This is a genomic window from Erwinia sp. 009765445, assembly GCF_058137865.1.
This window is the reverse complement of record NZ_JBYUWC010000014.1, coordinates 45,331-70,377: the sequence shown is the minus strand read 5'-3', so window position 1 is coordinate 70,377 and position 25,047 is coordinate 45,331. Positions and strand designations below refer to the sequence as shown.

At 53.2% G+C, this 25,047-nt stretch carries 23 protein-coding genes; 13 read left to right on the top strand and 10 right to left on the bottom strand.

Features of this window, described 5'->3' with window-relative positions; translation table 11 throughout:
* Positions 1-53: 53 nt before the first annotated feature.
* From ibaG to mlaF, 6 genes are all read right to left on the bottom strand, one after another.
* Positions 54-308 carry a BolA family iron metabolism protein IbaG gene (ibaG, locus tag AC3Y5R_RS16230; protein ID WP_158782071.1) on the bottom strand — a complete coding sequence of 85 codons (255 nt, stop codon included), beginning with the start codon at positions 306-308 and terminating at the stop codon, positions 54-56.
* 126 nt (positions 309-434) lie between these two features.
* Positions 435-731, bottom strand: a complete 297-nt coding sequence (mlaB, locus tag AC3Y5R_RS16225) for a lipid asymmetry maintenance protein MlaB (RefSeq protein WP_489922186.1) — start codon at positions 729-731, stop codon at positions 435-437.
* On the bottom strand, positions 731-1,366 hold the full coding sequence (gene mlaC / locus AC3Y5R_RS16220) for a phospholipid-binding protein MlaC (protein WP_158782069.1): 636 nt from the start codon (positions 1,364-1,366) through the stop codon (positions 731-733). The genes mlaB and mlaC overlap by 1 nt, the downstream gene beginning before the upstream one ends.
* Before the next feature lie 18 nt (positions 1,367-1,384).
* Positions 1,385-1,927 (bottom strand): outer membrane lipid asymmetry maintenance protein MlaD, encoded by a 543-nt coding sequence (gene mlaD, locus AC3Y5R_RS16215; RefSeq protein ID WP_489922185.1) that lies wholly within the window; start codon positions 1,925-1,927, stop codon positions 1,385-1,387.
* Positions 1,928-1,931: 4 nt separating this feature from the next.
* The gene (gene mlaE / locus AC3Y5R_RS16210; RefSeq protein ID WP_158782067.1) at positions 1,932-2,714 is read right to left on the bottom strand and encodes a lipid asymmetry maintenance ABC transporter permease subunit MlaE; all 783 of its coding nucleotides are present in this window, start codon (positions 2,712-2,714) and stop codon (positions 1,932-1,934) included.
* A 7-nt stretch (positions 2,715-2,721) separates the two neighbouring features.
* Positions 2,722-3,534, bottom strand: a complete 813-nt coding sequence (gene mlaF, locus AC3Y5R_RS16205; protein WP_158782066.1) for a phospholipid ABC transporter ATP-binding protein MlaF — start codon at positions 3,532-3,534, stop codon at positions 2,722-2,724.
* A 226-nt stretch (positions 3,535-3,760) separates the two neighbouring features.
* Between mlaF and AC3Y5R_RS16200 the strand changes: the two genes are divergently transcribed.
* From AC3Y5R_RS16200 to npr, 11 genes are all read left to right on the top strand, one after another.
* Positions 3,761-4,741 (top strand): calcium/sodium antiporter, encoded by a 981-nt coding sequence (locus tag AC3Y5R_RS16200; RefSeq protein WP_489922184.1) that lies wholly within the window; start codon positions 3,761-3,763, stop codon positions 4,739-4,741.
* A gap of 14 nt (positions 4,742-4,755) precedes the next feature.
* Positions 4,756-5,742, top strand: coding sequence for an arabinose-5-phosphate isomerase KdsD (gene kdsD / locus AC3Y5R_RS16195; protein WP_489922183.1), 987 nt, complete (start codon positions 4,756-4,758; stop codon positions 5,740-5,742).
* A gap of 15 nt (positions 5,743-5,757) precedes the next feature.
* Entirely contained in the window at positions 5,758-6,324 is a 567-nt protein-coding gene (kdsC, locus tag AC3Y5R_RS16190; protein WP_489922182.1) for a 3-deoxy-manno-octulosonate-8-phosphatase KdsC, read from the top strand.
* Entirely contained in the window at positions 6,321-6,896 is a 576-nt protein-coding gene (lptC, locus tag AC3Y5R_RS16185) for an LPS export ABC transporter periplasmic protein LptC (RefSeq protein WP_489922181.1), read from the top strand. The genes kdsC and lptC overlap by 4 nt, the downstream gene beginning before the upstream one ends.
* Complete coding sequence (gene lptA / locus AC3Y5R_RS16180) at positions 6,868-7,416, top strand: lipopolysaccharide ABC transporter substrate-binding protein LptA (RefSeq protein WP_489922180.1); 549 nt, start codon at positions 6,868-6,870, stop codon at positions 7,414-7,416. Before lptC ends, lptA begins: the two co-directional genes overlap by 29 nt.
* 6 nt (positions 7,417-7,422) lie before the next feature.
* Positions 7,423-8,148: an LPS export ABC transporter ATP-binding protein gene (gene lptB, locus AC3Y5R_RS16175; protein WP_489922179.1), complete on the top strand. Its 726-nt coding sequence runs from the start codon at positions 7,423-7,425 to the stop codon at positions 8,146-8,148.
* Positions 8,149-8,196: 48 nt separating this feature from the next.
* On the top strand, positions 8,197-9,630 hold the full coding sequence (gene rpoN / locus AC3Y5R_RS16170) for an RNA polymerase factor sigma-54 (protein ID WP_489922178.1): 1,434 nt from the start codon (positions 8,197-8,199) through the stop codon (positions 9,628-9,630).
* Between the two features lie 22 nt (positions 9,631-9,652).
* Entirely contained in the window at positions 9,653-9,940 is a 288-nt protein-coding gene (gene hpf / locus AC3Y5R_RS16165; RefSeq protein ID WP_489922177.1) for a ribosome hibernation promoting factor, read from the top strand.
* Positions 9,941-10,135: 195 nt separating this feature from the next.
* Entirely contained in the window at positions 10,136-10,630 is a 495-nt protein-coding gene (ptsN, locus tag AC3Y5R_RS16160; RefSeq protein ID WP_489922237.1) for a PTS IIA-like nitrogen regulatory protein PtsN, read from the top strand.
* A 3-nt stretch (positions 10,631-10,633) separates the two neighbouring features.
* Positions 10,634-11,488, top strand: coding sequence for an RNase adapter RapZ (gene rapZ / locus AC3Y5R_RS16155; protein ID WP_158782056.1), 855 nt, complete (start codon positions 10,634-10,636; stop codon positions 11,486-11,488).
* A complete protein-coding gene (gene npr, locus AC3Y5R_RS16150; RefSeq protein ID WP_158782055.1) occupies positions 11,485-11,757 on the top strand; it encodes a PTS phosphocarrier protein NPr in 273 nt (90 codons plus the stop codon). Before rapZ ends, npr begins: the two co-directional genes overlap by 4 nt.
* Positions 11,758-11,806: 49 nt before the next feature.
* Here npr and mtgA read toward each other — a convergent pair whose 3' ends face one another.
* Together mtgA and arcB are read right to left on the bottom strand one after the other, a co-directional pair.
* The gene (gene mtgA / locus AC3Y5R_RS16145) at positions 11,807-12,526 is read right to left on the bottom strand and encodes a monofunctional biosynthetic peptidoglycan transglycosylase (RefSeq protein ID WP_489922176.1); all 720 of its coding nucleotides are present in this window, start codon (positions 12,524-12,526) and stop codon (positions 11,807-11,809) included.
* 874 nt (positions 12,527-13,400) lie between these two features.
* Positions 13,401-15,737 carry an aerobic respiration two-component sensor histidine kinase ArcB gene (gene arcB, locus AC3Y5R_RS16140; RefSeq protein ID WP_158782053.1) on the bottom strand — a complete coding sequence of 779 codons (2,337 nt, stop codon included), beginning with the start codon at positions 15,735-15,737 and terminating at the stop codon, positions 13,401-13,403.
* Positions 15,738-16,839: 1,102 nt separating this feature from the next.
* On the opposite strand from arcB, the gene gltB reads away from it, so the two are divergent.
* Positions 16,840-21,297 carry a glutamate synthase large subunit gene (gene gltB / locus AC3Y5R_RS16135; RefSeq protein WP_489922175.1) on the top strand — a complete coding sequence of 1,486 codons (4,458 nt, stop codon included), beginning with the start codon at positions 16,840-16,842 and terminating at the stop codon, positions 21,295-21,297.
* A gap of 9 nt (positions 21,298-21,306) precedes the next feature.
* Complete coding sequence (locus AC3Y5R_RS16130; protein ID WP_489922174.1) at positions 21,307-22,725, top strand: glutamate synthase small subunit; 1,419 nt, start codon at positions 21,307-21,309, stop codon at positions 22,723-22,725.
* Positions 22,726-22,843: 118 nt separating this feature from the next.
* Here AC3Y5R_RS16130 and AC3Y5R_RS16125 read toward each other — a convergent pair whose 3' ends face one another.
* Positions 22,844-23,464 (bottom strand): acyltransferase, encoded by a 621-nt coding sequence (locus AC3Y5R_RS16125; protein WP_489922173.1) that lies wholly within the window; start codon positions 23,462-23,464, stop codon positions 22,844-22,846.
* Between the two features lie 1,082 nt (positions 23,465-24,546).
* Positions 24,547-25,044, bottom strand: a complete 498-nt coding sequence (gene sspB / locus AC3Y5R_RS16120) for a ClpXP protease specificity-enhancing factor (protein WP_158782046.1) — start codon at positions 25,042-25,044, stop codon at positions 24,547-24,549.
* Positions 25,045-25,047 lie beyond the last annotated feature (3 nt).

Sequence of the window (25,047 nt, the reverse complement as noted above, 5' to 3'; positions counted from 1 at the left end):
CATAAATTCCTGCCCGCTTCACTGCGGCCAGGCCGCGATGAACAGCGAACAGCTTAAAAACCGTTAAGCTTACGGTCCCGCGCCCACTCTTCGGGGGTATAAGTTTTGATTGATACCGCGTGGATGCGGTTATCAGCAATATAGGCCATCAGCGGTGCATAGACCGTCTGCTGCTTCTTCACACGGCTCAGCTCACCAAACAGCTCGCCAACGGCGATAACCTGGAAGTGGCTGCCATCGCCAGTCACGTGGACTTCCTGCAGAGGTAACGCGCCCATCAGCACGGATTGAATTTCACTAGTTTCCATGAGGCATCTAAATTCAGTTGAGGATTAACAGGCACACATCTTAGTGGAAAGTGCCGCTATCTTAAACAAGCAAAAAAAGCCCCGGCCGAAGCAGGGGCTTTTTTTAGTCAGCCTGCCACACGCTTATCAGGTGCGGGAGACAATGATTTGCTGCAGGTTATACAGAGAAATCAGCGTGCGCAGTTTCTCGGTGATCCCGGTAAACTGCAGGTTTTTCCCCTGTTGCAGGGCAATCTGCCGCAGGTGAACCAGCAAAGCCAGGCCGGCTGAATCCACCCTTTCCAGCGCGGAAACATCAATAGTATCGATCTGTTCCATCACGGATCCACGCTGCTCCCATAACGCCAGTAACGTTTCTCTCTCCAGCTCTCCGGAAAGGTGCAGCTGGTTAGCCTCTACACGCCAGTTCAGTTGCTCGCTCATTACTGCTGCTTGTCCAGCGTGATGGGCTGACTGGCGTAAGACTTCAGCAGTTCAGTCAGGCCATCAACGCCTTTCTGACGCAGCACATCGGCCCACTCATTCTGTTTGGTAGTGATCATGCTGACGCCCTCAGCAATCATGTCATAGGCCTGCCAGTCACCGCTGCGGCTGTTTTTGCGCCACTGAAAGTCCAGCCGGACGGGAGGACGACCGTTCGGATCGATGATGCTCACACGAATGGCGATGATATTGGCATCGGCATACGGCTGCTCAGGAGCAATCTGGTAGGTCTGGCCGTGGTATAGCGCCAACGCCTGGCCGTAAGCTTGTGCCAGGTAGTCGCCAAAGGCGTTAAAGTATGCCTCACGCTGCGCAGGTGTCGCTTCACGATAGTATCGACCCAGCACTAAAGCGCCCGCATATTTGATCTGTACATACGGCAGCAGTTCCTCGCGGACAATCTGGCGCAGGTAGTTTGGATCCTGCTTGATCTTTGGCTGCTCGTTTTTCAGACGGGTGAAAGTTTTAGCCGCCGCCTCGTTCATCATCTGATACGGATTGGTTTTATCGGCGGCTGCGTTGGCCGCTAGCGGAGCAATTATCAGCATTGCCATCATCAGGAAACGTTTAAACATTACTTACCCTCTTGTGGATTAGTCGTGAGCTGCCGGCGCGGGTTGCCCGTTTGCTTCCGGTGCCGCCGATTGAGCATTTTTATTGTCATTACCGTTGCCGCTTTTGTACAGGAACTGGCCGATCAAATCTTCCAGTACCATAGCGGACTTGGTGTCCTGTATGGTACTGCCGTCCTTAAGCATAGACGTTCCCATCTCCGGATCGTCAAAGCCAACGTTCAGCGCCAGGTACTGCTCACCCAGCAGTCCTGAAGTTCTCACCGCCAGGGAACTGGTGTCTGGCAGCTGATTATACTTATCATTGATGTCCATCGAGACTCGTGGGGAATACGTTTTGCTGTCCAGCTCAATGTCGGTAACACGGCCAATCACCACGCCGCCAATCTTGACCGGCGAGCCGGTTTTCAGTCCGCCAATATTGTCGAAAGTGGCAGTGAGCCGCCAGGTCGGTTCACTGCCCAGAGACTTCAGATCGGCCACCCGCAGGCAGAGGAACAGTGCAGCGCACAGCGCCAACAGTAAAAAGACTCCTACCCAAATTTCGCTTTTTTTCGTTTGCATTGCATCAGTTCCCAAACATCAGTGCTGTCAGCACAAAATCTAAACCGAGTACCGCCAGAGAAGCATGTACCACAGTACGTGTCGTGGCCCGGCTGATACCTTCCGACGTCGGAATCGCGTCATAGCCATTAAAGAGGGCAATCCAGGTCACCGTGAAGGCGAAAACGGCACTTTTAATTACGCAGTTGACGATATCAGTGCGCACATCGACCGCATTCTGCATTGCAGACCAGAAGAAACCGGTATCGATGCCCTTCCAGCTCACCCCAACAATTGCCCCGCCCATAATGCCAACGGCCACAAAGATCAGCGTCAGCAGAGGCATGCTGATAAAACCGGCCCAAAAGCGTGGAGAGATAATTCTGCGCAGCGGATCGACAGCCATCATCTCCATGCTGGAGAGCTGCTCTGTCGCCTTCATCAGGCCGATCTCAGCGGTCAACGCCGATCCTGCCCGGCCAGCGAACAGCAGCGCGGTGACCACCGGACCCAGCTCACGCAGCAGTGAAAGCGCCACCAGCATGCCCAGGCTGCTGTCAGCGCCATAGGTGTTCAGTACCAGATAGCCCTGCAGCCCCAGTACCATGCCGATAAATAACCCGGAAACCATAATGATCAATAGCGACATAACGCCGATGCTGTACAGCTGTTTCACCACCAGCGGCGCATGCTTGCGAAAACGCGGCACGCCGACCAGTGCATGAAAGAGCATCAGCCCGGCACGGCCAAACGTAGCGCAGGTATTGATTCCCTGACGCCCCATGGACGCCAGTGCTCGTAAAAACATCAGTTTGTTAACTCCCTGAGCCGGTTAAGTCTTGCAGATAATCCCCTGCGGGGAAGCGAAACGGCACCGGGCCGTCCGCAATGCCATCAATAAACTGGCGCACGCGGGCATCCTCATCCTCACGCAGCGCTGTCGCCGTTCCCTGGGCTATCACTTTCTGACCAGCAATAATATACGCATAGTCAGCGATACTCAGCACTTCAGGCACATCGTGTGAAACCACAATGCAGGTCATGCCGAGAGAGTGATTCAGCTCATCAATGAGTTTAACCAGCACCCCCATAGTGATCGGGTCCTGGCCGACAAACGGTTCATCGAACATGATCAGGTCAGGCTCTAAGGCGATTGCCCTTGCCAACGCAGCGCGGCGAGCCATACCACCAGACAGCTCAGACGGTTTCAGCAACGCTGCGCCGCGTAATCCCACCGCCTCCAGCTTCATCATCACCGTACTGTGTAACAGTTGGGGTGGCAGTTGCGTATGCTCGCGCAGCGGCCAGGCGACGTTATCAAAGACATTGAGGTCAGTAAACAGCGCACCTGACTGAAAAAGCATGCTCATTTTTTTGCGAGCTTCATACAGCCTGGAACGCGACAGGCTGGGAATATTTTCGCCATTAAACCAGATTTCACCCCTGTCAGGGCGCAACTGGCCTCCAATCAAGCGTAATAATGTGGTTTTACCAATGCCTGAAGGACCCATAATGGCTGTGACTTTCCCTCTGGGCACCGTAAGCGAGATGTTATCGAAAACCGGCCGATTCCCGCGGGCAAAGCTGACACCCCGGACATCCACCAAATTCGTTTCCGTCTGGCTCATAGTTACCTCTTATCCTCTTTTTCAGGCATATAATTTACCTCCGATGGTAGCGTATAACCCATCAGACAGAACACTTTTACAGAAACTTACCTCGAAGACGTGGCTAAAGTTGGCATAAGTTTTACTTTTTGCTTTCAGACCGTCAAAATCAGCGGATTATCTTTAGCCCTTGCTTTACACGTCGCGCAAGACGAGCCGACGATTATACCCGATCAAAGGACATTTCATGCTCGTAGCTATAGCACTATTGATTATCGGTTTGGTCCTGCTGGTATATGGTGCAGATCGTCTGGTTTTCAGCGCAGCCATTCTCAGCCGCGCGATGGGAGTTCCCCCGCTGATCATTGGTATGACGGTTGTGGGTATAGGCACCTCGCTCCCGGAACTGATTGTCTCTTTCTCGGCAGCCACCCACGGCCAGATGGATATCGCCGTCGGTACTGCGTTGGGGTCGAATATCACCAATATCCTGTTAATCCTTGGTGGCGCAGCTCTGCTTCATCCCCTTACCGTTCATTCGAATTTAATCCGTCGCGAACTTCCTCTGATGTTACTGGTCACTCTCTTGTGCGGCGTGATGCTGTTTGATAATACTCTCAGCCGCGGCGACGGGCTGGCGCTGATCGCCATTGCGGCGGCTTATCTGCTGTTTATCACAAAAATCGCCCGTAAGGCGGAACGCGATAACAACGATTCTCTGACCCGCGAACAGCTGGCTGAGCTGCCACGGGACGATGCGGGCAACACCGTGGCATTTTTATGGCTGGCCGTTGCGCTGATTATTCTGCCGATGTCGACCCGGATGGTGATCGACAATGCCACGGTAATTGCGGACTTCTTTGGCATCAGCGAACTGGTTATCGGCCTGACAATTATCTCGGTGGGCACCAGCCTGCCTGAACTGGCCACGGTGATTGCCGGAGCGCTAAAAGGTGAAGATGATATCGCCGTCGGCAACCTGATTGGATCTAACATCTACAATATTGCCATCGTACTTGGCGTTCCGGCGCTAATCCACCCTGGCAGTGTTGATATGCACGCCTTCGCCCGTGACTACTGGGTCATGCTGGGCGTCAGCGCACTGTTTACGCTTATCTGCCTGCAGCGCAGTCGTTGTATCGGGCGAGTGGCGGGCACCCTGCTGCTGTGCGGCTTTGTAGCCTGGGTTGCGGTGCTGTACTGGCTGCCCTCGACCACCCTCTGGTAAAAGGATTGGAAATTATGACACCTCGTACCCCCGAACCCGGCTTCGATTTTCAGCAGGCGGGAAAAGATGTTCTGGCTATTGAACGTCAGGGCCTCGAGCAGCTCGACCAGTATATTAACGACGACTTTACCGAGGCCTGTAAGCGCATTTACAGCTGCATGGGTAAAGTGGTGGTGATGGGCATGGGCAAGTCGGGCCACATTGGCAAAAAAATGGCAGCGACCTTCGCCAGCACCGGTACCCCGGCATTTTTTGTTCACCCGGCGGAAGCCAGCCACGGTGACCTGGGTATGGTCGGCGCGGGGGATATCGTGATAGCTATCTCCAACTCCGGCGAATCTTCCGAGATTCTGGCACTGATTCCGGTGCTGAAACGCCTGCATGTTTCGCTGATTTGCATGACCAGTCGCCCGGAGAGCGCAATGGGTCGTGCTGCCGATATCCATCTGTGTGTTAAAGTACCGCAGGAAGCCTGCCCGCTGGGCCTGGCGCCGACCTCCAGCACCACCGCCACGCTGGTGATGGGCGATGCACTGGCAGTGGCCCTGCTGAAAGCCCGCGGATTCACCGCTGAAGACTTTGCCCTGTCCCATCCGGGCGGCGCACTGGGTCGTAAGCTGCTGCTGACCGTCAATGATATTATGCACAGCGGAGATGAAATTCCTCACGTCAGCCGTGATGCTTCACTGCGTGATGCTCTGCTGGAAATCACCCGTAAAAATATGGGTATGACGGTTATCTGCAACGATTTGATGAAAATTGAAGGTATCTTCACCGATGGTGACCTGCGTCGGGTCTTCGATATGGGGATTGATATTCAGCACGCCAGCATCGCCAGCGTGATGACCTCTGGCGGGATTCGGGTGCGTCCCAATACCTTAGCGGTGGATGCTCTGAATCTGATGCAGAGCAGGAATATTACTGCCGTAATGGTAGCCGACGGCGATCTGCTGCTGGGCGTGGTGCACATGCACGACATGCTGCGTGCCGGTGTGGTTTAACAAGGGATAAGATGAATGAGCACAGCCGCAAGCATGATTGAAACTTGTTATGGCAAGGTTAGCCAGGATGTTATGACGCGCGCGCGCCAGATAAAGCTACTGATTTGTGATGTTGACGGCGTGATGTCCGATGGCGTGATTTATCAGGGGAATAATGGTGAAGAGCTCAAGGCCTTTAACGTCCGTGATGGCTATGGGATACGCTGCCTGCTGACCTCAGACGTGGAAGTCGCTATTATCACCGGCCGCAAAGCAAAGCTGCTGGAGGACCGCTGCGCAACACTGGGCATTACACATCTTTACCAGGACCAGTCTGATAAGATTTTGGCCTTCCGCGAACTTCTGGATAAACTGTCGCTTCAGCCGGACCAGGTCGCTTATATTGGCGATGATCTGATCGACTGGCCGGTCATGGCAGAGGTTGGACTGAGCGTCACCGTGGCGGACGCCCATCCGGTGCTGATCCCTCGCGCTGACTATGTAACCCGGATTGCAGGCGGCCGCGGAGCGGTACGCGAAATTTGCGACCTGATTTTGATCGCACAGGATAAGTTTGATGAGGCCAAAGGGCAGTCTGTATGAGTAAAACAAGGCGTTGGATTACGCTGTTGCTGGCCCTGGCCGCCATTGTGCTTATCGGCTGGAACCTGGCCGGCAATGACGACAATAGCACCCCGGCGGCAGGAAACGCTCAGGAACCCACCTACACCAGCCAGTCTTCCAATACGGTGGTGTATAACCCGCAGGGTGCCCTGAGTTACAAACTCGTTTCCGATAAGGTGACCTATTTTTCCGCCGATGCGGTGAGCTGGTTCGATAACCCGATCATGACCACCTACGATGAGAATAAAATTCCCACCTGGTCGGTGCGGGCGGACAAAGCTAAGCTGACGAACGATCGCATGCTGTACCTGTACGGCCATGTGGAGGTCAACAGCCTGACGCAGGATGCTCAACTTCAAAGAATTAAAACCGATAACGCCGTAGTAAACCTCGTCACACAGGATGTCACTTCAGACGACCAGGTGACACTTTATGGCAGTAGCTTTAACTCTACCGGCATGAAGATGCGTGGGAATTTACGGAAGAAAACTGCCGAGTTGATTGAAAAGGTCAAAACCTCCTATGAAATTCAAAATGCGAAACAACCTTAAGTTTCTGACGCTCGGCCTGCTGCTGGCTGCCAGCCTGCCAGCCTTCGCCCTGACGGGCGACTCGGACAAACCGGTCAACGTGGACTCTGAAAATCAGGCTCTGGATATGCAGGGCAACGTGGCGACCTTCACTGGCAACGTCATCGTTACTCAGGGTTCGATCAAAATCACCGCCGATAAAGTGGTGGTAACCCGCCCCGGCGGCGACAGTAATAAAACAATTGTTGATGCTTACGGCACCCCTGCCACATTCTACCAGATGCAGGACAACGGTAAGCCGGTGAAAGGCCATGCTCTTAAGATGCACTATGAGCTGGCGAAAGATTTTGTTGAGCTGACTGGCAATGCCTATCTTGAGCAGCTGGACAGCAATGTGAAGGGCGACCGCATCACCTATCTGGTGAAAGAGCAGAAAATGCAGGCCTATGGCAATACCGGCAAGCGAGTCACCACCGTACTGGTTCCTTCGCAGCTGCAGGACAAAGGCACCCAGTCAACCGGACAGAATAAGAGTAAATAATCAGTTATGGCGACTTTAATTGCAGAAAACCTGGCGAAGGCCTATAAGGGCCGCCGCGTAGTCGAAGATGTCAGCTTGCAGGTGAAATCCGGCGAGATTGTTGGCCTGCTGGGCCCTAACGGGGCGGGTAAAACCACCACCTTCTACATGGTCGTGGGCATAGTGCCTCGTGATGCAGGCCGCATCATCATTGATGATGATGACATCAGTATTCTGCCACTGCATGCCCGCGCCCGCCGGGGTATTGGCTATCTGCCGCAGGAAGCCTCTATTTTTCGTCGCCTGAGCGTTTACGATAACCTGATGGCCGTTCTGCAGATCCGTGACGATCTGACCACGGAACAGCGTGAGGATCGCGCTAACGAGCTGATGAATGAGTTCCACATCGAACACCTGCGCAACAGCATGGGTCAGGCGCTATCGGGCGGTGAACGTCGCCGCGTGGAGATCGCCCGTGCACTGGCAGCCAATCCGAAATTTATCCTGCTGGATGAACCCTTTGCCGGTGTTGATCCGATTTCCGTTATCGATATCAAAAAGATTATTGAACACCTGCGCGACAGCGGGCTGGGCGTATTGATCACCGACCACAACGTGCGTGAAACGCTGGCGGTTTGTGAGCGGGCTTACATTGTCAGCCAGGGGCATCTGATTGCTCACGGTTCGCCGGAGCAAATTCTGGAAGATGAACAAGTTAAGCGAGTCTACTTGGGCGAAGAGTTCAGACTCTGATAAGGTGTTCAAACCAGGTAAGATTTTTGAGGAATTTGTATCCTGAATATGAAGCAAGGTTTGCAACTCAGGCTTAGCCAACAGCTTGCCATGACGCCACAATTGCAGCAGGCCATTCGTCTGCTGCAACTCTCTACGCTTGAACTACAGCAGGAAATTCAGCTGGCGCTGGAAAGCAACCCGTTGCTTGAACAAACCGATATTCATGAGGAAGTGGACTCGCGGGAGTATCAGGAAAAAGAAGCGCTTGATACCCGTGAGGCGTTAGAACAAAAGGATATGCCGGAAGAGCTGCCGCTGGATGCAACCTGGGATGAGATCTACACCGCAGGAACTCCGTCAGGAACCGGTACCGATTATCACGATGACGAACTTCCCGTTTATCAGGGAGAAACCACTCAGACGCTGCAGGATTATCTGATGTGGCAGGTCGAACTGACGCCGTTTACCGACACTGACCGCGCCATTGCCACCTCCATTGTTGATGCCGTGGATGATACCGGCTATCTGACCGTGTCACTGGATGAGATTCTGGAGAGCATCGGTAACGATGAGCTGTCGCTGGATGAAATAGAAGCTGTATTGAAGCGCGTACAGCGTTTTGATCCGGTCGGCGTCTGCGCCCGCGACCTGCGGGACTGCCTGCTGGTACAGCTTTCTCAATTCGCGCCGGAACTGCCCTTCCTCAAAGAGGCTCGCCTGATTGTCAGCGAGCATCTGGATTTGCTGGCCAACCACGATTTCCGCAGCTTAATGCGTGTAACCCGTCTGAAAGAGGACGTGCTGAAAAACGCTATGCAGCTGATCCAGTCACTGGATCCCCGTCCGGGGCAGTCGATCAACACCACTGAACCTGAGTATGTTATTCCTGACGTGCTGGTGCGCAAGATCGGTACACGCTGGACGGTCGATCTCAACGCCGACAGTGTTCCCCGGCTGAAGATCAACCAGCACTACGCTTCGCTGGGGGGCTCCACCCGCAATGACAGCGATAACCAGTTTATCCGCAGCAACCTGCAGGAAGCGAAATGGCTGATTAAAAGCCTGGAAAGCCGCAACGATACACTGCTGAAGGTGACACGCTGCATCGTCGATCAGCAGCAGGCATTCTTTGAGCAGGGAGAAGAGTTTATGCGACCAATGGTGCTGGCAGACATTGCCACCGCCGTGGATATGCATGAGTCAACAATCTCCCGCGTCACCACGCAAAAATACCTGCACAGCCCGCGCGGCATTTTTGAATTGAAGTATTTTTTCTCCAGCCACGTCAATACCGAAGGCGGCGGCGAGGCTTCCTCCACTGCCATCCGTGCACTGGTGAAAAAATTAATCTCGGCGGAGAATCCCGCCAAACCTCTTAGTGACAGCAAGCTGACCACCCTGCTCTCCGATCAGGGGATCATGGTGGCACGCCGCACCGTCGCAAAGTACCGAGAGTCTTTATCCATCCCGCCCTCAAACCAGCGCAAACAGCTGGTCTGAACGAACAGATAAGGAAGACCGTATGCAACTCAATATTACTGGGCTAAACGTAGAGATCACTAAGCCATTACGTGAATTTGTCACGGCTAAGTTCGCCAAACTGGAGCAATATTTTGACCGGATTAATCAGGTTTATATTGTTCTCAAGGTTGAAAAAGTCACTCAGGTTGCCGACGCAACCCTGCATGTGAACGGCGGTGAGTTGCATGCCACCTCGGAAGAGAAAGATATGTACGCGGCGATTGACGGCCTGATAGACAAGCTGACACGCCAACTTAATAAACACAAAGACAAGCTGAAGCAGCACTAAATTTCACCCAGGCATTGATTATTTTTGCGTCACCCTCATGTGAGATTGAAGGTGACGTAAGAGGTTCCGGCTCGTACTCTGTTACTGGGGTACGGGCCGTTAATCAATAAGGCATGTGCAGCTGACCGGGTTGAACCGGAACCACAGAAGTCAGCCATCTTACCAGGCGGAAGTGAACACGTAAGTGAAACTATGATGAACAATGACTTAACACTGGAACTGAGCTCGGTACTGAGTCTGTCCTGCACCCGCAGCGGCGTACATTGCCAGAGTAAAAAGCGGGCGCTGGAAATTATTAGCGAGTTGGCAGCCAAACAGCTGAACCTCCCGCACCAGACTATCTTCGAAGCGATCCTGACCCGCGAGCGGATGGGCAGTACCGGTATCGGCAACGGTATCGCCATCCCCCACGGTAAGCTGGTTGAAGATACGCTGCGCGCGGTGGGCGTTTTTATCCGCCTCGACCAGCCCATCGCCTTCGATGCCATTGATAATCAGCCGGTGGACCTGCTGTTTGCGTTGCTGGTCCCCGCAGACCAGTGCAAGACGCATCTGCATACCCTGTCACTGGTAGCAAAACGCCTTGCTGATAAAACCGTCTGCCGTCGGCTGCGGGCTGCACAAAGCGATGAAGAGCTGTTTGAAATCATGGCGGAAAGCCCGACAGAGCAGGAAAAATCAGGAGATTAAGTCATGGTGCTGATGATCGTCAGCGGTCGTTCCGGTTCTGGTAAGTCCGTGGCATTACGGGCACTTGAAGATATGGGCTTTTACTGCGTGGATAACCTTCCCGTGGTGCTGCTGCCCGAACTGGCAAATTCCCTGTCCGATCGCAATATGTCTGCGGCGGTCAGTATTGACGTCAGGAATATGCCGGAATCGCCGGAAGTGTTCGAAAAAGCCCTGACCAGCCTGCCCGACAGTTTTTCTCCGCAGCTGCTGTTCCTGGATGCCGATCGCAATACGTTGATCCGCCGCTACAGCGACACCCGTCGTCTGCACCCTCTTTCAAGTAAAAATCTGTCGCTGGAAAGCGCCATTGATGAAGAAAATGACCTGCTGGAGCCTCTGCGCTCCAGGGCCGATCTGATTGTTGATACTTCCGAGATGTCCGTCCACGAGCTGGCTGAAATGCTGCGCACGCGCCTGTTAGGCAAGCGTGAACGTGAGCTGACTATGGTCTTTGAGTCCTTCGGCTTCAAGCACGGTATTCCCATCGATGCAGACTATGTATTCGACGTTCGTTTTCTGCCGAACCCACACTGGGACCCGAAGCTGCGCCCAATGACCGGTCTTGATCGGCCAGTCGCGGCCTTCCTCGACCGTCATACCGAAGTACACAATTTTATCTATCAGACCCGCAGCTACCTCGAATTGTGGCTGCCAATGCTGGAAACCAATAACCGCAGCTATCTCACCGTCGCCATAGGCTGTACCGGTGGTAAGCATCGCTCTGTTTATATCGCCGAACAGCTGGCCGAGTATTTTCGTTCGCGCGGTAAAAACGTTCAGTCCCGCCATCGTACGCTGGAAAAACGCAAATCATGACAGTCAGGCAAACCGTTGAGATTAAAAATAAGCTGGGAATGCATGCCCGCCCGGCAATGAAGCTTTTTGAACTGGTGCAGAGCTTTGATGCGGAAGTGCTGTTACGCAATGAAAGCGGTACCGAGGCGGAGGCCAGCAGCGTGATCGCTCTGCTGATGCTCGACTCAGCCAAGGGCGGCCACATTGAAATTGAAGCTACCGGGCCGGAAGAAGAAAAAGCCTTAACGGCGGTTATTGAGCTGTTTAACGCCGGCTTTGATGAAGATTAATAAAATTAAGGCCAGAAGCCCTGCTAATCTCTCCTGGCCTGCCATCCCGTTATTGCAGCTTATATTCCCTCAGAAATCCCTCGCCGCCAAGCTGACGCATTTGCCTTAAGATCCACTGCTGTCGCTGGCGAATATAACCAGAAGGTGCATCAGCCCTGAAGCGGATCGGGTTGGGCAACACCGCTGCCAGTAGCGCGGCTTCAGACATGGTCAGACGGCTGGCTGACTTGTGAAAATAGCGTTGGGAAGCCTCTTCCACTCCGAACACTCCCTCACCAAATTCTGCCACATTCAGGTAGACCGTCAGGATCCGGCGCTTGGTCCACACCGTTTCAATCCCCACAGTCAGACCCGCCTCAAGCCCTTTACGTATCCAGCTGCGGCCATCCCATAAGAACATGTTTTTGGCGGTCTGCTGCGACAACGTCGAGGCACCGCGTATTTTACCACCATCGTTATCCAGCACAGACTGGATGGCCTGGACGTCAAATCCCCAATGGGTTGGGAACTTTTGATCTTCTGAAGCCATTACCGCAAGAGGCATCCAGGGAGCAATATCGTCCATCCCCACCCAATCCGAATGGGCCACGTAGCTGAAATCGCCGCTAAACCAGGCCCCCAGCTGGCGCTCGACCATCACCGCCGAAAAAGGGACCGGCAAAAAGGAAAAAAGCAGAATTCCTGCCACCCAGAGTCCCAGAACGCTGAATATGGCCCTTAACAACCAATTTCTAATGCCCGCCAAACCTGTTCTCTTGCGCTTACTCATACAATTATATCCATAACAATCTTTATCAATTCCTGACCAGAACTCGCCTTAGCCTCTCTGCTACCCGCTGACGGGAGGTGACAAATCCGGCATTGAAAATCGGCCTCTGGCTGTCAGCCTGCCGGGAAGTAATATAAATGCCTCAACAGCTTCAACCACTTCCGCAGATCCGGAATCGGTTCCATCCGGTAAGCAAACCTGCACATCATGCAGAAATCCGCATTTTAATGATGGTGGATGTTAAAAACGAATGATTCAAATTTCTTATAAATCACGCGGGGTAGCATTTAAAAAATTAATCTTATGCCCCCTTTGAGGCGGCGTTCAAACAGCATACAGGCTTTTCAAAGCCATTACAGATACCAGGTATAGACAGAAAGGAATAGCTATCTAAAGCGCTATATCCATTCCGAAACTTTGCATGTGGCGTTTCCTGAGCCTGGCCATAAACGGTCTGAGGACAGAGACCGCAATCTCATAAAAAGGACATGTTTTACAGCCAGTTAAACATCGCCCTTCCGTTAAGAAATTTCTTTAGCAGCTCCGCTGGCGTTCAATGGAACCGGTTACCCGGCAACGTCAATCTGGGGTTGTGAAAAAATGTCACAATAGTCTATTTTTTGAGCAAAACTGCGGATAAATTCATTCCGCACTTGACTGTGTCACCAAATTAATGTTTTCTGTGTGGAAACGCTGCTCCACATCACACATTTTAATGAATCTGGTAACATGTGATGTAAGATTTGCTAAGGTAGTTCCTGAGCGTTTAACCAATACCGCGCCTGTGCTTTTAAACTCTTCTTCTCAGAATAGCGCAGGTTACACTTTTCCCTGGTGTTGGCGCAGTATTCGCGCACACCGGCTTCGGTCGGGGTCATTTTTTTCCAGCATCAGAAACCCATTCCCGTAACACTTCCACGTCATGACGCCAGTCCTGCTTCAGTTCGTCGATCCACTCCTGGACGTTGTCCCACCATGCCGGTAATTCTGGGCTTTGTATTTGCTTCGCCAGTTGCTGCAGGTGCACCAGTCCAACCGATCCGGCCGCGCCTTTAATCTTGTGGCCTTCTTCAGCAATGCCCTTCTGGTCACGCGCCATCATGTTAGAATCGAGCACTTCAAGGTAGCCGGGCATCATCTGCTCAAACATCTCCAGACTCTGATGTATCAGCTGCGGGCCAACCAGTTCGATATACTGCTCCAGCATAGTGACATCCAGTAATCCCAGTTTCTTCTCGTCCACTCTGCTCTCCTCAGGTTTGTCTTCACGCTGCTGATAATCCCAGTACTTTTTGATGGTCGCCGTCAGCGCCGGTACTGCCAGCGGCTTGCTCAGCACGTCGTCCATCCCTGCATCCAGATACTCTTTTTTGTCCTTCAGTACATTAGCCGTCAGTGCTACCAGCGGCGGAAGCTGCCGCCCCATGTAACGCTGATGAATGCCACGAGCTACATCCAGCCCGGTCATATCCGGCAGTTGAATATCCAACAGCACAAGGTCGAATTCGTCCGGATCGAACATGGCCAGCGCCTCCTCACCGGTCATCGCCACTTCCACACTGTTACCCAGCTTCTCCAGTACCGAGCGGGCCACCACCACATTCAGCTCGATATCTTCCACCAGCAGCACGTGCAGCGCCGGTAAAGGCATATCATCAGCCGGTTGTTCATCTTCGTTCTGCTCAGCAATGCGTGGTGCATTGACGGTTAGTGTAAAGCAGGAGCCTGTGCCGGGCGCACTACGCACCGAAATGTCACCGCCCATGCCCTGCGCCAGCCGACGTGAAACTGCCAGCCCGATGCCCGTCCCCGTAGCTGGCCTACCGCCGTGCTGATCTTTCACCTGGTAATACATGGCGAAGATCTTGTCCTGCTCATCCTGAGGGATGCCCATGCCAGAATCTTCCACCTCAAAGCGCAGGCAGTCTTCACCCTGATAGCTGACGCGGACCACAATGCTGCCCTGCTGAGTGAACTTCACCGCGTTGCCGATCAGGTTCCACAGAATTTGTCGCAGGCGCGTGCCATCGGTAATGATTTTGTGGGGCAGAGGCAGCTCGGGTTCCAGCACAAACTTCAGCCCCTTAGGCTGAGCCAGTAATCCGGAGAGGTTTTCCAGATCCGCCAGGAAGCCAGTGAAGTCCACAGGCTGGTTATCAAGTTGCACCTTCCGCCGCTCAATTTTGTCCATTTCAATCACGTCATTAAAAATGTTGCCCAGCGTGATAGCGGAAACGTGGATGGTTTTGAGATATTTCAGTTGCTCAGCATTAAGGTCGGTATCCAGCAAAATACGGCTGAGGCCGACAATGCCGTTAAGCGGCGTACGAAGCTCGTGGCTGATCGTAGAGATAAAAGTGGTCTTCTCCCTGCTGGCATTCTCCAGAGCGTCCTGGTAGCGCTTACGTTCCGTTATATCGCGTCCGAACCCCATCAGCCCGCTACGTTTTCCCACACGGTCGTAATAAGGCACCTTTCGGATCTCAAAACAGGCTTTTCGCCCGTCGGGATATTGCAGCCACTGCTCATAGGTCAGTGAGACGTTATGACGGAACACTTTCTCATCCGTTTCAAGCACTTTGGTCGCGGCATCATCATCATAAACATCGCGCGGTGTCAGGCCGATCAGCTGCTTCTCACTTTTTCCGGTCAGCAACTCCATGGCGCGATTACAGCCGGAGAACTGCTGATCGATATTGCGGTAGAACACAAGGTCAGGTGAGGCATCCAGGAAAGAGCGCAGAAAAGAGGATTGTTGCTCAAGTTCGATCTGTGCCTGTTCACGTCTGGTCATCTCTTCCGTCAGCTTATCCAGCACCTGCAGGCGGGCCTTCTCGGCTTTGATACGGTCAGCGATTTCCTGATTAAGCTGGGTGATGTTTTCCTTCATCTGCTGGTTCAGCTCCAGATCGCGATGGCGCATCTCTTCCAGCTTGTCCACCAGCCGCGAGAGGCGCTGACGTGACTCTTCCAGCTGTTCCACCACCACCGAGAGGAAATAGACCGCCCAGGGAGTGATTAACAGGCCGAAAAACACCGAGCGAACCATATCAATGCTTTCCACATGTCCCCGGAGCACCATGGTCACGGCCATCTGCACAATCATGGCCAGCACCACCAGCGCGGAGGCCAGCAACAGGGAAAAACGCACCAGACCCAATTTCACCATCAGGTCGACGTAATACTGTGCTAACAGACGAATTTGTTTCATAAAAGATTCCTTCCAGACCAATACCTCAATCATACCGTAAAAGCTCAAAAGACCCACGCAGACGGAACAAGGTTTGCCCTGCACTGGAACAGTGCATGTTCGGTGAGCAATGACTGATTAAGCACTCCGGCAGGTGACGGCTCGCAAAGTTTAGAGAGAACAACTGGCGGAAAAACAAACAAACGGTAACTGGCACAATTCGCTTAATTCGCCACGCTTAAAAGCTGTTTTAGCAGGTGAGCACTGCCGGGATTTTCAACAGTGTATTAAAAGCCCTGCCGATATTGTTAAGAGTGTTGAAGCTGCATGCCGCCTCGTCTGGCCGGAAAGTCAGCCTGCGCTGACCGCAAAAATAGAAATGAGCTCTTTTCATTACACTGGCCCGCAAAAGATAAGCAGTTGACTATTTTTGTTAACTGCATAATCTGTAGTTCCCTCTTGTGGAAAGGGCACCTCTGTTGCCTCATGCTTTTCATAGCGATGACCGTCCCGGGTCGTACTTTCCTCTGTTAATGCAACGAATAATCATTCACATTAAATGAAAATTTAATCATATCCGCGACGATTAATTTTACTAATGATGTCGCCCTGTTTAATTCAAATAAGCGACAACCCTAAAAACAGTGCGTTTATGCGGTTAACATAACTTTGCCAGCATATCCTGCTACCAATAACCCTGGCACCAGCATGGTGCAGAGATTTGCTGCCTGCACTACAGTGAGACAGCTCACACTTCAGCGGGGTATTGCAGGGAAACGAACAACATAAAAAACCCAAATAAATTCATATAAATCAAATAAATAAGTCACATAAAGGGCATAAAAGCCTCAGTAAGAACGCTATTTGACCTGAGTACGCTTTCCCGATAAGTTGGAAATCCGCTGGAAGCTTTCTGGACGGGTGTTCCACCCGTCATATTTATGCAGTTATTGAGATTCCCTCTGTAGCAAGTCCTCAACACTTGTGACACCGATGCTAACGGCCAGACTAGAGGGGCGACATAATAGGTGAGCATTAAGCTCAAAACCTGTCGCCATGCCCTTTCTACGTCTGCCCTTCGTCGGCGCAGGGAATCTCTCAGAGCCTGGGGAGGTTCACTGATATGTTGTACGATAAATCCCTTGAAAAGGATAACTGTGGTTTCGGCCTGATCGCCCACATAGAAGGCGAACCTAGCCATAAGGTGGTGCGTACGGCTATTCACGCACTGGCCCGAATGCAACACCGTGGCGCGATCCTTGCTGACGGCAAGACCGGCGACGGCTGTGGCCTTTTATTACAAAAGCCCGATCGTTTCTTCCGTGTGGTGGCTCAGGAGCGCGGCTGGCGCCTGGCCAAAAACTACGCGGTAGGCATGCTGTTCCTTAACCAGGATGACGAGCTGGCTCGCGAGAGCCGCCGCATTGTGGAAGAAGAAGTGCTGCGCGAAACCTTGTCTGTAGTGGGCTGGCGCGAAGTGCCAATCAACCAGGACGTACTTGGTGAAATCGCCCTCTCTTCCATGCCGCGCATTGAACAGCTGTTTATCAATGCACCGGCTGGCTGGCGTCCACGTGATATGGAGCGTCGCCTGTATATGGCGCGCCGCCGTATCGAAAAGCGCATCGAAGACAAAGAATTCTACGTGTGCAGCTTCTCCAACCAGGTCAACATCTATAAAGGTCTGTGTATGCCGGCGGATCTGCCGCGCTTTTACCTGGATCTGGCCGACCTGCGTCTGGAATCTGCCATCTGCCTGTTCCACCAGCGCTTCTCCACCAATACCGTACCGCGCTGGCCGCTGGCTCAGCCTTTCCGCTATATGGCACACAACGGTGAAATCAACACCATCGCCGGTAACCGCCAGTGGGCCAAAGCCCGCGCCTATAAATTCCGCACCCCGCTGATCCCCGATCTGCAGGATGCTGCACCGTTCGTTAACGAAACCGGTTCTGACTCCAGCTCAATGGATAACATGCTGGAGCTGTTCCTCAGCGGCGGTATGGATCTGATTCGTGCCATGCGCCTGCTGGTCCCACCAGCCTGGCAGAACAACCCGGATATGGATCCGGAGCTGCGCGACTTCTTCGACTTTAACTCCATGCATATGGAGCCTTGGGACGGCCCGGCAGGCATCGTGATGTCTGATGGTCGCTATGCAGCCTGTAACCTCGACCGTAACGGCCTGCGTCCGGCTCGCTACGTCATCACTAAAGACAAGTTGATCACCTGTGCTTCTGAAGTGGGCATCTGGGACTATCAGCCGGATGAAGTGGTGGAAAAAGGCCGCGTCGGACCTGGCGAACTGATGGTGATAGATACCCGCGCGGGTCGCATCCTGCACTCTGCGGAGACCGATAACGATCTGAAAAGCCGCCACCCTTATAAAGAGTGGATGGAGAAAAACGTTCGCCGTCTGGTGCCGTTCGAAAATCTGCCTGACGATCAGGTGGGCAGCCGTGAAATGGACGACGACCTCCTGGCAAGCTTCCAGAAGCAGTTCGGCTACAGCAGCGAAGAACTTGACTCAATCATCCGCGTGCTGGGTGAGAACGGTCAGGAAGCCGTTGGCTCCATGGGCGATGATACGCCATTCGCCGTGCTTTCCAGCCGTCCGCGCGTGATTTATGACTATTTCCGCCAACAGTTCGCTCAGGTGACTAACCCACCGATCGATCCGCTGCGTGAGGCGCATGTGATGTCACTGGCGACCAGCATCGGTCGTGAAATGAACGTGTTTTGTGAGGCTGAAGGTCAGGCTCACCGTCTGAGCTTCAAATCGCCAATCCTGCTTTATTCAGACTTTAAACAGCTGACTACTCAGGAAGAAGAGTTCTACCGTGCAGATACGTTGGACTGTACGTTCGATCCGGCTGAAGCTTCGCTGAAAGAGACTATTCTCGCACTGTGCGATAAAGCGGAAGAACTGGTGAAAGGCGGTACCGTTCTGCTGGTGCTGTCTGACCGTGCAATCAGCCCGACACGCCTGCCGGTGCCGGTGCCGATGATGGTCGGTGCCATTCAGACTCGCCTGGTGGATAAAAGCCTGCGCTGCGATGCCAACATCATTGTTGAAACCGCCAGCGCGCGCGACCCACACCACTTTGCCGTGCTGCTGGGCTTCGGTGCAACCGCGATTTATCCGTACCTCGCCTATGAATCACTGGCGAAGATGGCCGACAGCGGCGTGATCGAAAAAGATTACCGCAGCCTGATGCTGAACTACCGTAACGGCATCAACAAAGGCCTGTACAAAATTATGTCGAAGATGGGGATCTCCACCATCGCGTCATACCGTTGTTCAAAACTGTTCGAAGCCGTTGGCCTGCACAGCGACGTCTCAGATCTCTGTTTCCAGGGTGTGGTCAGCCGCATCGGCGGTGCCACCTATACTGACTTCCAGCAGGATCTGGTGAACCTGGCCAAGCGTGCCTGGCTGCAGCGTAAACCGCTGGAGCAGGGCGGCCTGCTGAAATACGTTCACGGTGGCGAATATCACGCCTATAACCCGGACGTGGTCGGTACGCTGCAGAAAGCAGTACAAAGCGGCGAGTACACTGATTATCAGCACTATGCGAAGCTGGTTAACGAGCGCCCGGTCGCAGCACTGCGCGATCTGCTGGCGGTAACGCCATCCGGCAGCGCCATCAGCATCGACGATGTGGAACCGGCGACCGAGTTGTACAAGCGTTTCGATACTGCGGCGATGTCTATCGGCGCGCTCAGCCCGGAAGCCCATGAGTCACTGGCTGAGGCGATGAACGGCCTTGGCGGCTTCTCCAACTCCGGCGAAGGCGGTGAAGATCCGGCGCGTTACGGCACCAAAAAAGTGTCCCGTATCAAGCAGGTTGCTTCTGGCCGCTTCGGTGTAACGCCTGCCTATCTGGTTAACGCTGACGTTATTCAGATTAAAGTTGCCCAGGGCGCCAAGCCGGGTGAAGGTGGTCAGTTGCCAGGTGACAAAGTTACCCCATACATTGCCAAGCTGCGTTACTCAGTACCTGGCGTGACGTTGATTTCACCTCCGCCGCACCACGATATCTACTCTATCGAGGATCTGGCGCAGCTGATTTTCGACCTGAAGCAGGTCAACCCGAAAGCGATGATTTCAGTGAAACTGGTTTCCGAACCAGGTGTAGGGACTATCGCCACCGGCGTGGCAAAAGCCTATGCAGACCTGATCACTATCGCCGGTTATGACGGCGGTACCGGTGCCAGCCCGCTGAGCTCCGTGAAGTATGCGGGCTGCCCGTGGGAGTTGGGCCTGGTGGAAACACAGCAGGCGCTGGTTGCCAACGGACTGCGCCACAAAATCCGCCTGCAGGTGGATGGTGGCCTGAAAACCGGGCGTGACATTATTAAAGCCGCCATCCTGGGTGCCGAAAGCTTTGGCTTTGGGACCGGCCCGATGGTGGCCCTGGGCTGTAAATACCTGCGTATTTGCCATCTGAACAACTGCGCGACCGGTGTTGCAACTCAGGACGAGAAGCTGCGTAAGAACCACTATCATGGTTTACCGTACCGCGTAACGAACTACTTTGAGTTCATTGCCCGTGAAACGCGCGAGATCATGGCCGAGCTGGGCGTGAAGCGCCTGGTGGACCTGATTGGTCGTACCGATCTGCTGACCGAGCTGGAAGGCTTCACCGCCAAACAGCAGAGTCTGGATCTCTCTGCCCTGCTGAAAACGGCTCAGCCAATGGCAGGTAAGGACGTGCACTGCACCGAGAGCAACCCGCCATTTGATAATGGCGTGCTGAACAAGGCGCTGCACGATCAGGCGATGCCATTTGTGGAAGCGAAGCAGAGCAAAACGTTCTACTTTGATATCCGCAATACCGACCGCTCCGTGGGTGCCACGCTGTCAGGTGCAATTGCGCTGGTGCACGGCGATCAGGGTCTGGCTTCCGATCCAATCAAGGCCCATTTCAGCGGCACCGCAGGCCAGAGCTTCGGCGTATGGAACGCAGGTGGCGTTGAGCTGACGCTGACCGGCGATGCTAACGACTATGTGGGCAAGGGAATGGCAGGCGGTATGCTGGCGGTGCGTCCACCGGTTGGTTCTGCATTCCGCAGCCATGAAGCCACGATTATCGGTAACACCTGTCTGTACGGTGCCACCGGCGGCAAGCTGTTTGCAGCAGGTCGTGCTGGTGAACGTTTCGCGGTGCGTAACTCCGGTGCCATCACCGTGGTGGAAGGCATTGGCGACAACGGCTGTGAATATATGACTGGTGGCATTGTCTGCGTACTGGGCCGCACGGGCGTGAACTTCGGTGCAGGGATGACCGGTGGTTTCGCTTACGTTCTGGATGAAGACGGTGAATTCCGTAAGCGTGTGAACCCGGAGCTGGTTGAAGTGCTGAGCGTTGACAACCTGGCCATCCACGAAGAGCATCTGCGTGGCCTGATCACCGAGCACGTTCATCACACCGGTTCCTCACGTGGTGAAGAAATCCTGGCGAACTGGCCAGCCTGGTCGTCTAAATTCTCGCTGGTTAAACCAAAGTCCAGTGATGTGAAGGCATTGTTGGGTCACCGTAGTCGTTCCGCAGCGGAGCTGCGGGTGCAGGCGCAGTAAGAGGTCACGATGAGTCAAAACGTTTATCAATTTATCGACTTGCAGCGCGTCGATCCGCCGAAGAAGCCGCTCAAAATCCGCAAAATTGAATTTGTGGAGATTTACGAGCCCTTCTCTGAAAGCCAGGCGCAGGCGCAGGCCGATCGCTGTCTGTCGTGCGGTAACCCGTATTGCGAGTGGAAGTGCCCGGTACACAACTACATTCCTGACTGGCTGAAGCTGGCGAATGAAGGCCGGATCATCGAGGCCGCCGAGCTGTCACACCAGACCAACAGTCTGCCGGAAGTCTGCGGGCGCGTTTGCCCGCAGGATCGCTTGTGTGAAGGTTCCTGCACGCTGAACGATGAGTTCGGTGCGGTGACCATCGGTAATATCGAGCGCTATATCAATGACAAAGCGCTGGAGATGGGCTGGAAACCAAACCTGGACGGCGTGAAGCCAACCGGCAAGCGCGTGGCAATTATCGGTGCCGGTCCGGCTGGCCTGGCCTGTGCCGATGTGCTGACCCGCAATGGCGTGAAAGCGGTCGTTTATGACCGCCACCCTGAAATCGGTGGCCTGCTGACCTTCGGTATTCCGGCCTTTAAGCTGGAAAAAGACGTGATGACCAAACGCCGTGAGATTTTCTCCGGCATGGGTATCGAGTTCAAACTGAATACCGAAGTAGGCCGCGACGTACAGATGAGCAACCTGCTGGCAGATTTTGACGCCGTGTTCCTCGGCGTCGGGACCTATCAGTCGATGAAAGGCGGACTGGAAAATGAGGATGCAGAAGGCGTTTATGATGCTCTGCCTTTCCTGATTGCCAACACAAAACACACCATGGGCTTCTCCCACACGGAAGACGAGCCTTACGTCTCGATGAATGCTAAACGAGTGGTGGTTCTGGGTGGCGGTGATACGGCGATGGACTGTCTCCGCACTTCAATTCGTCAGGGCGCAACGCACGTGACCTGTGCCTATCGTCGTGACGAAGAGAACATGCCAGGCTCACGCCGCGAAGTTAAAAACGCGCGTGAAGAAGGTGTGGAATTCCAGTTCAATGTGCAGCCGCTGGGCATTGAAATAAACGGCAACGGTCGCGTATCTGGCGTGAAAATGGCCCGGACCGAAATGGGTCAGCCTGATGCCCACGGCCGCCGCCGCGCTGAAATCGTGGCTGGCTCAGAGCACGTGGTGCCTGCCGATGCGGTGGTGATGGCGTTTGGTTTCCGTCCGCACCAGATGTCCTGGCTGGAGCAACATAGCGTCGAGCTGGACTCTCAGGGCCGGATCATCGCCCCTGAAGGCAGTGAAAATGCCTTCCAGACCAGCAACCCGAAAATCTTCGCCGGTGGCGATGCGGTTCGCGGTTCCGACCTGGTGGTCACCGCCATCGCCGAAGGTCGTAAAGCGGCTGAAGGCATCATGGACTGGCTGGAAGTGTAATCTGCCTGGCCATAAACAAGCCCGCCATCTGGCGGGTTTTTTTATATCGCTATTTCAGCCCCAGCCTTGCCGCCTGACTTGCCGCCAGCCAGCGCAAATTAGCGGTATTTCTTGTTGCTTACCTCAAAGACTTTACTACTTTCGCCGGATTCCCCAGTGCCAGCGCATAATCGGGTACGTCTTCATTCACGATGCTGCCTGCACCAACTACCGCATGCTTGCCTATCGTCACCCCTTTCAGGATAACCGCTCCCATACCGATCCATGCATGCTCTTTGATATGCACTGGTGCGGAAGTAATTCGTGAAGCCTCATCCCGGTCTCCTCTTCCCCGCAGCGGATGCCCACTGCTGTCCATTACTGTCACATTCGGACCAAAGATCACATGGTCTTCAATGGTCACCTGCTGGTATGCCACAATGGCCGTGCCCTGCAGAACAACATGTTGCCCAATAATGATTCTTCCTGACTCACGATCGTTTAATTTCACTACCGTCAGTTTTACCCGACCGCAATGAAAAGCCAGACGGTCCTGGGACTCAATATAAGCACCTTCACCGATGGTCACCGCCTCAGAAAAATCACTGATGTCGATGCCTTCTTTAACGTACTGGTGATCCTTCACCCAGGTTAGCGTAATCTCAGGTTTTCCCGAAATTTCGACATCCCCGCCCAGCAAAAAACAGTACTTCGCCACAGAAGAGTCATGACTGATATAAATATTCTCGTATAAAGGCATCGTTTTCTTCCCCATTCTGGTCTGCATACCTGGCGATCACTTTATTCAGGGAAAACTTACTCTCACCAAGATCGCAACCGTAGGATGAGGTCTGCCAGAGGTTATATTTCTGATGAGTTTTCTTGCCAGCATTTTCCGAACCTTGTTTACAGTCAGGAATATGTTTCTCATGGGAACAATGGACTGAGCAGATCCGCCGGTTAACGATAAAACGGTTATTTTGCAAAAACAGCCTTCCCCCAGATCAACATCCTCGCCGCCCCAACAGTTGAAGGCTTCATCAAACAGTCCTGCTTTCAATAGCTTTTTCCTCTCAGCCGGGACGTGACAGGTCCAGAAAATGTCAAAAGGGGCAGGCCAGGCAGAGACGTTATAGCCAAATTCATCATACTGGTCCTGTCGTATATCAACTGCTCCGCTACTCTCCAACTGACTGATAATAGCCTGAACGTTTTCAGCGTTGGCCGGAATATCAATATCTGCCAGCAGGTTATTCTCAGTTTCAAAGCCATAGACATAACCAATACAGACCGCAGGTACCCGGCTGTGCTAATGGACGCTGAGGAGGTTAACTAATGCCTGCTGCTGTAACAGTACTCCTGCATCAAGAAAAACAATTATCTCGCTCTCTACTGATGCAATATCAATATTCCTTGCCTTCCCGGCGCGAAAGCCACTATCAGCCTGCCAGTAATAACGAATAAGCTGTCGGTGCGGGAACATTAATTTCATTCTGCGAAAACTTCAATAATTTTAATCTTACCTGCATACAGTATTTTGATCAAAATCAACATCGCAAAAAGAACCTCCAATTTAACACCTATTAATTCCAGTTAATTTATCTTTTAATTTCACTCAGGTATAACGATTTTATCAGTATATAAAATAGCCACCTGGAAAATAAATGGAGCCCTAATAAAACCCATGCCTTGTAAATACTTTTAAGTTTTACTGATACAAAAATTAACTTAGATATAATTAACCATGATCCAAACCAGACCCGATAACGGATGGCCAAATACAGGCGAAAAAAAACCAGCCCTTAAAAGGACTGGTCTTTTGGCTAAATCTGAATCGCAGCGTTATTTCACCACGCGCAAAGCAGGACGGCTCCCGCGCGGTGGCGGTTCGTCGTCCGGGCCATCATCATCCTGTTCGCTGCTGTCGGGACGATCGCCATCAATAACAGACATCACGGTTTCCGGCGCGTCATCCTGCTGCGAAGCGGGATTATATTCCCCGGCTTCTTCGTAAACCGGCTCAGGCTCGAACATCGTTCCTGCGCCATTCTCACGAGCATAGATAGCCATTACCGCAGCCAGTGGCACCGTGACCTGACGAGGCACACCGCCAAACCGGGCATTGAAAGTCACTTCTTCATTGCCCAGTTCCAGATTGCCTACGGCACGTGGAGCAATGTTCAGTACGATCTGACCATCACGCGCATATTCCAGCGGGACCATCACGCCAGGCAGGTTGATATCCACCACCAGGTGAGGCGTCAACTGGTTATCCAGCAGCCAGTCGTAGAACGCCCGAAGCAGATACGGACGACGTGCGGTAAGTTGCGACATTTCCATCGT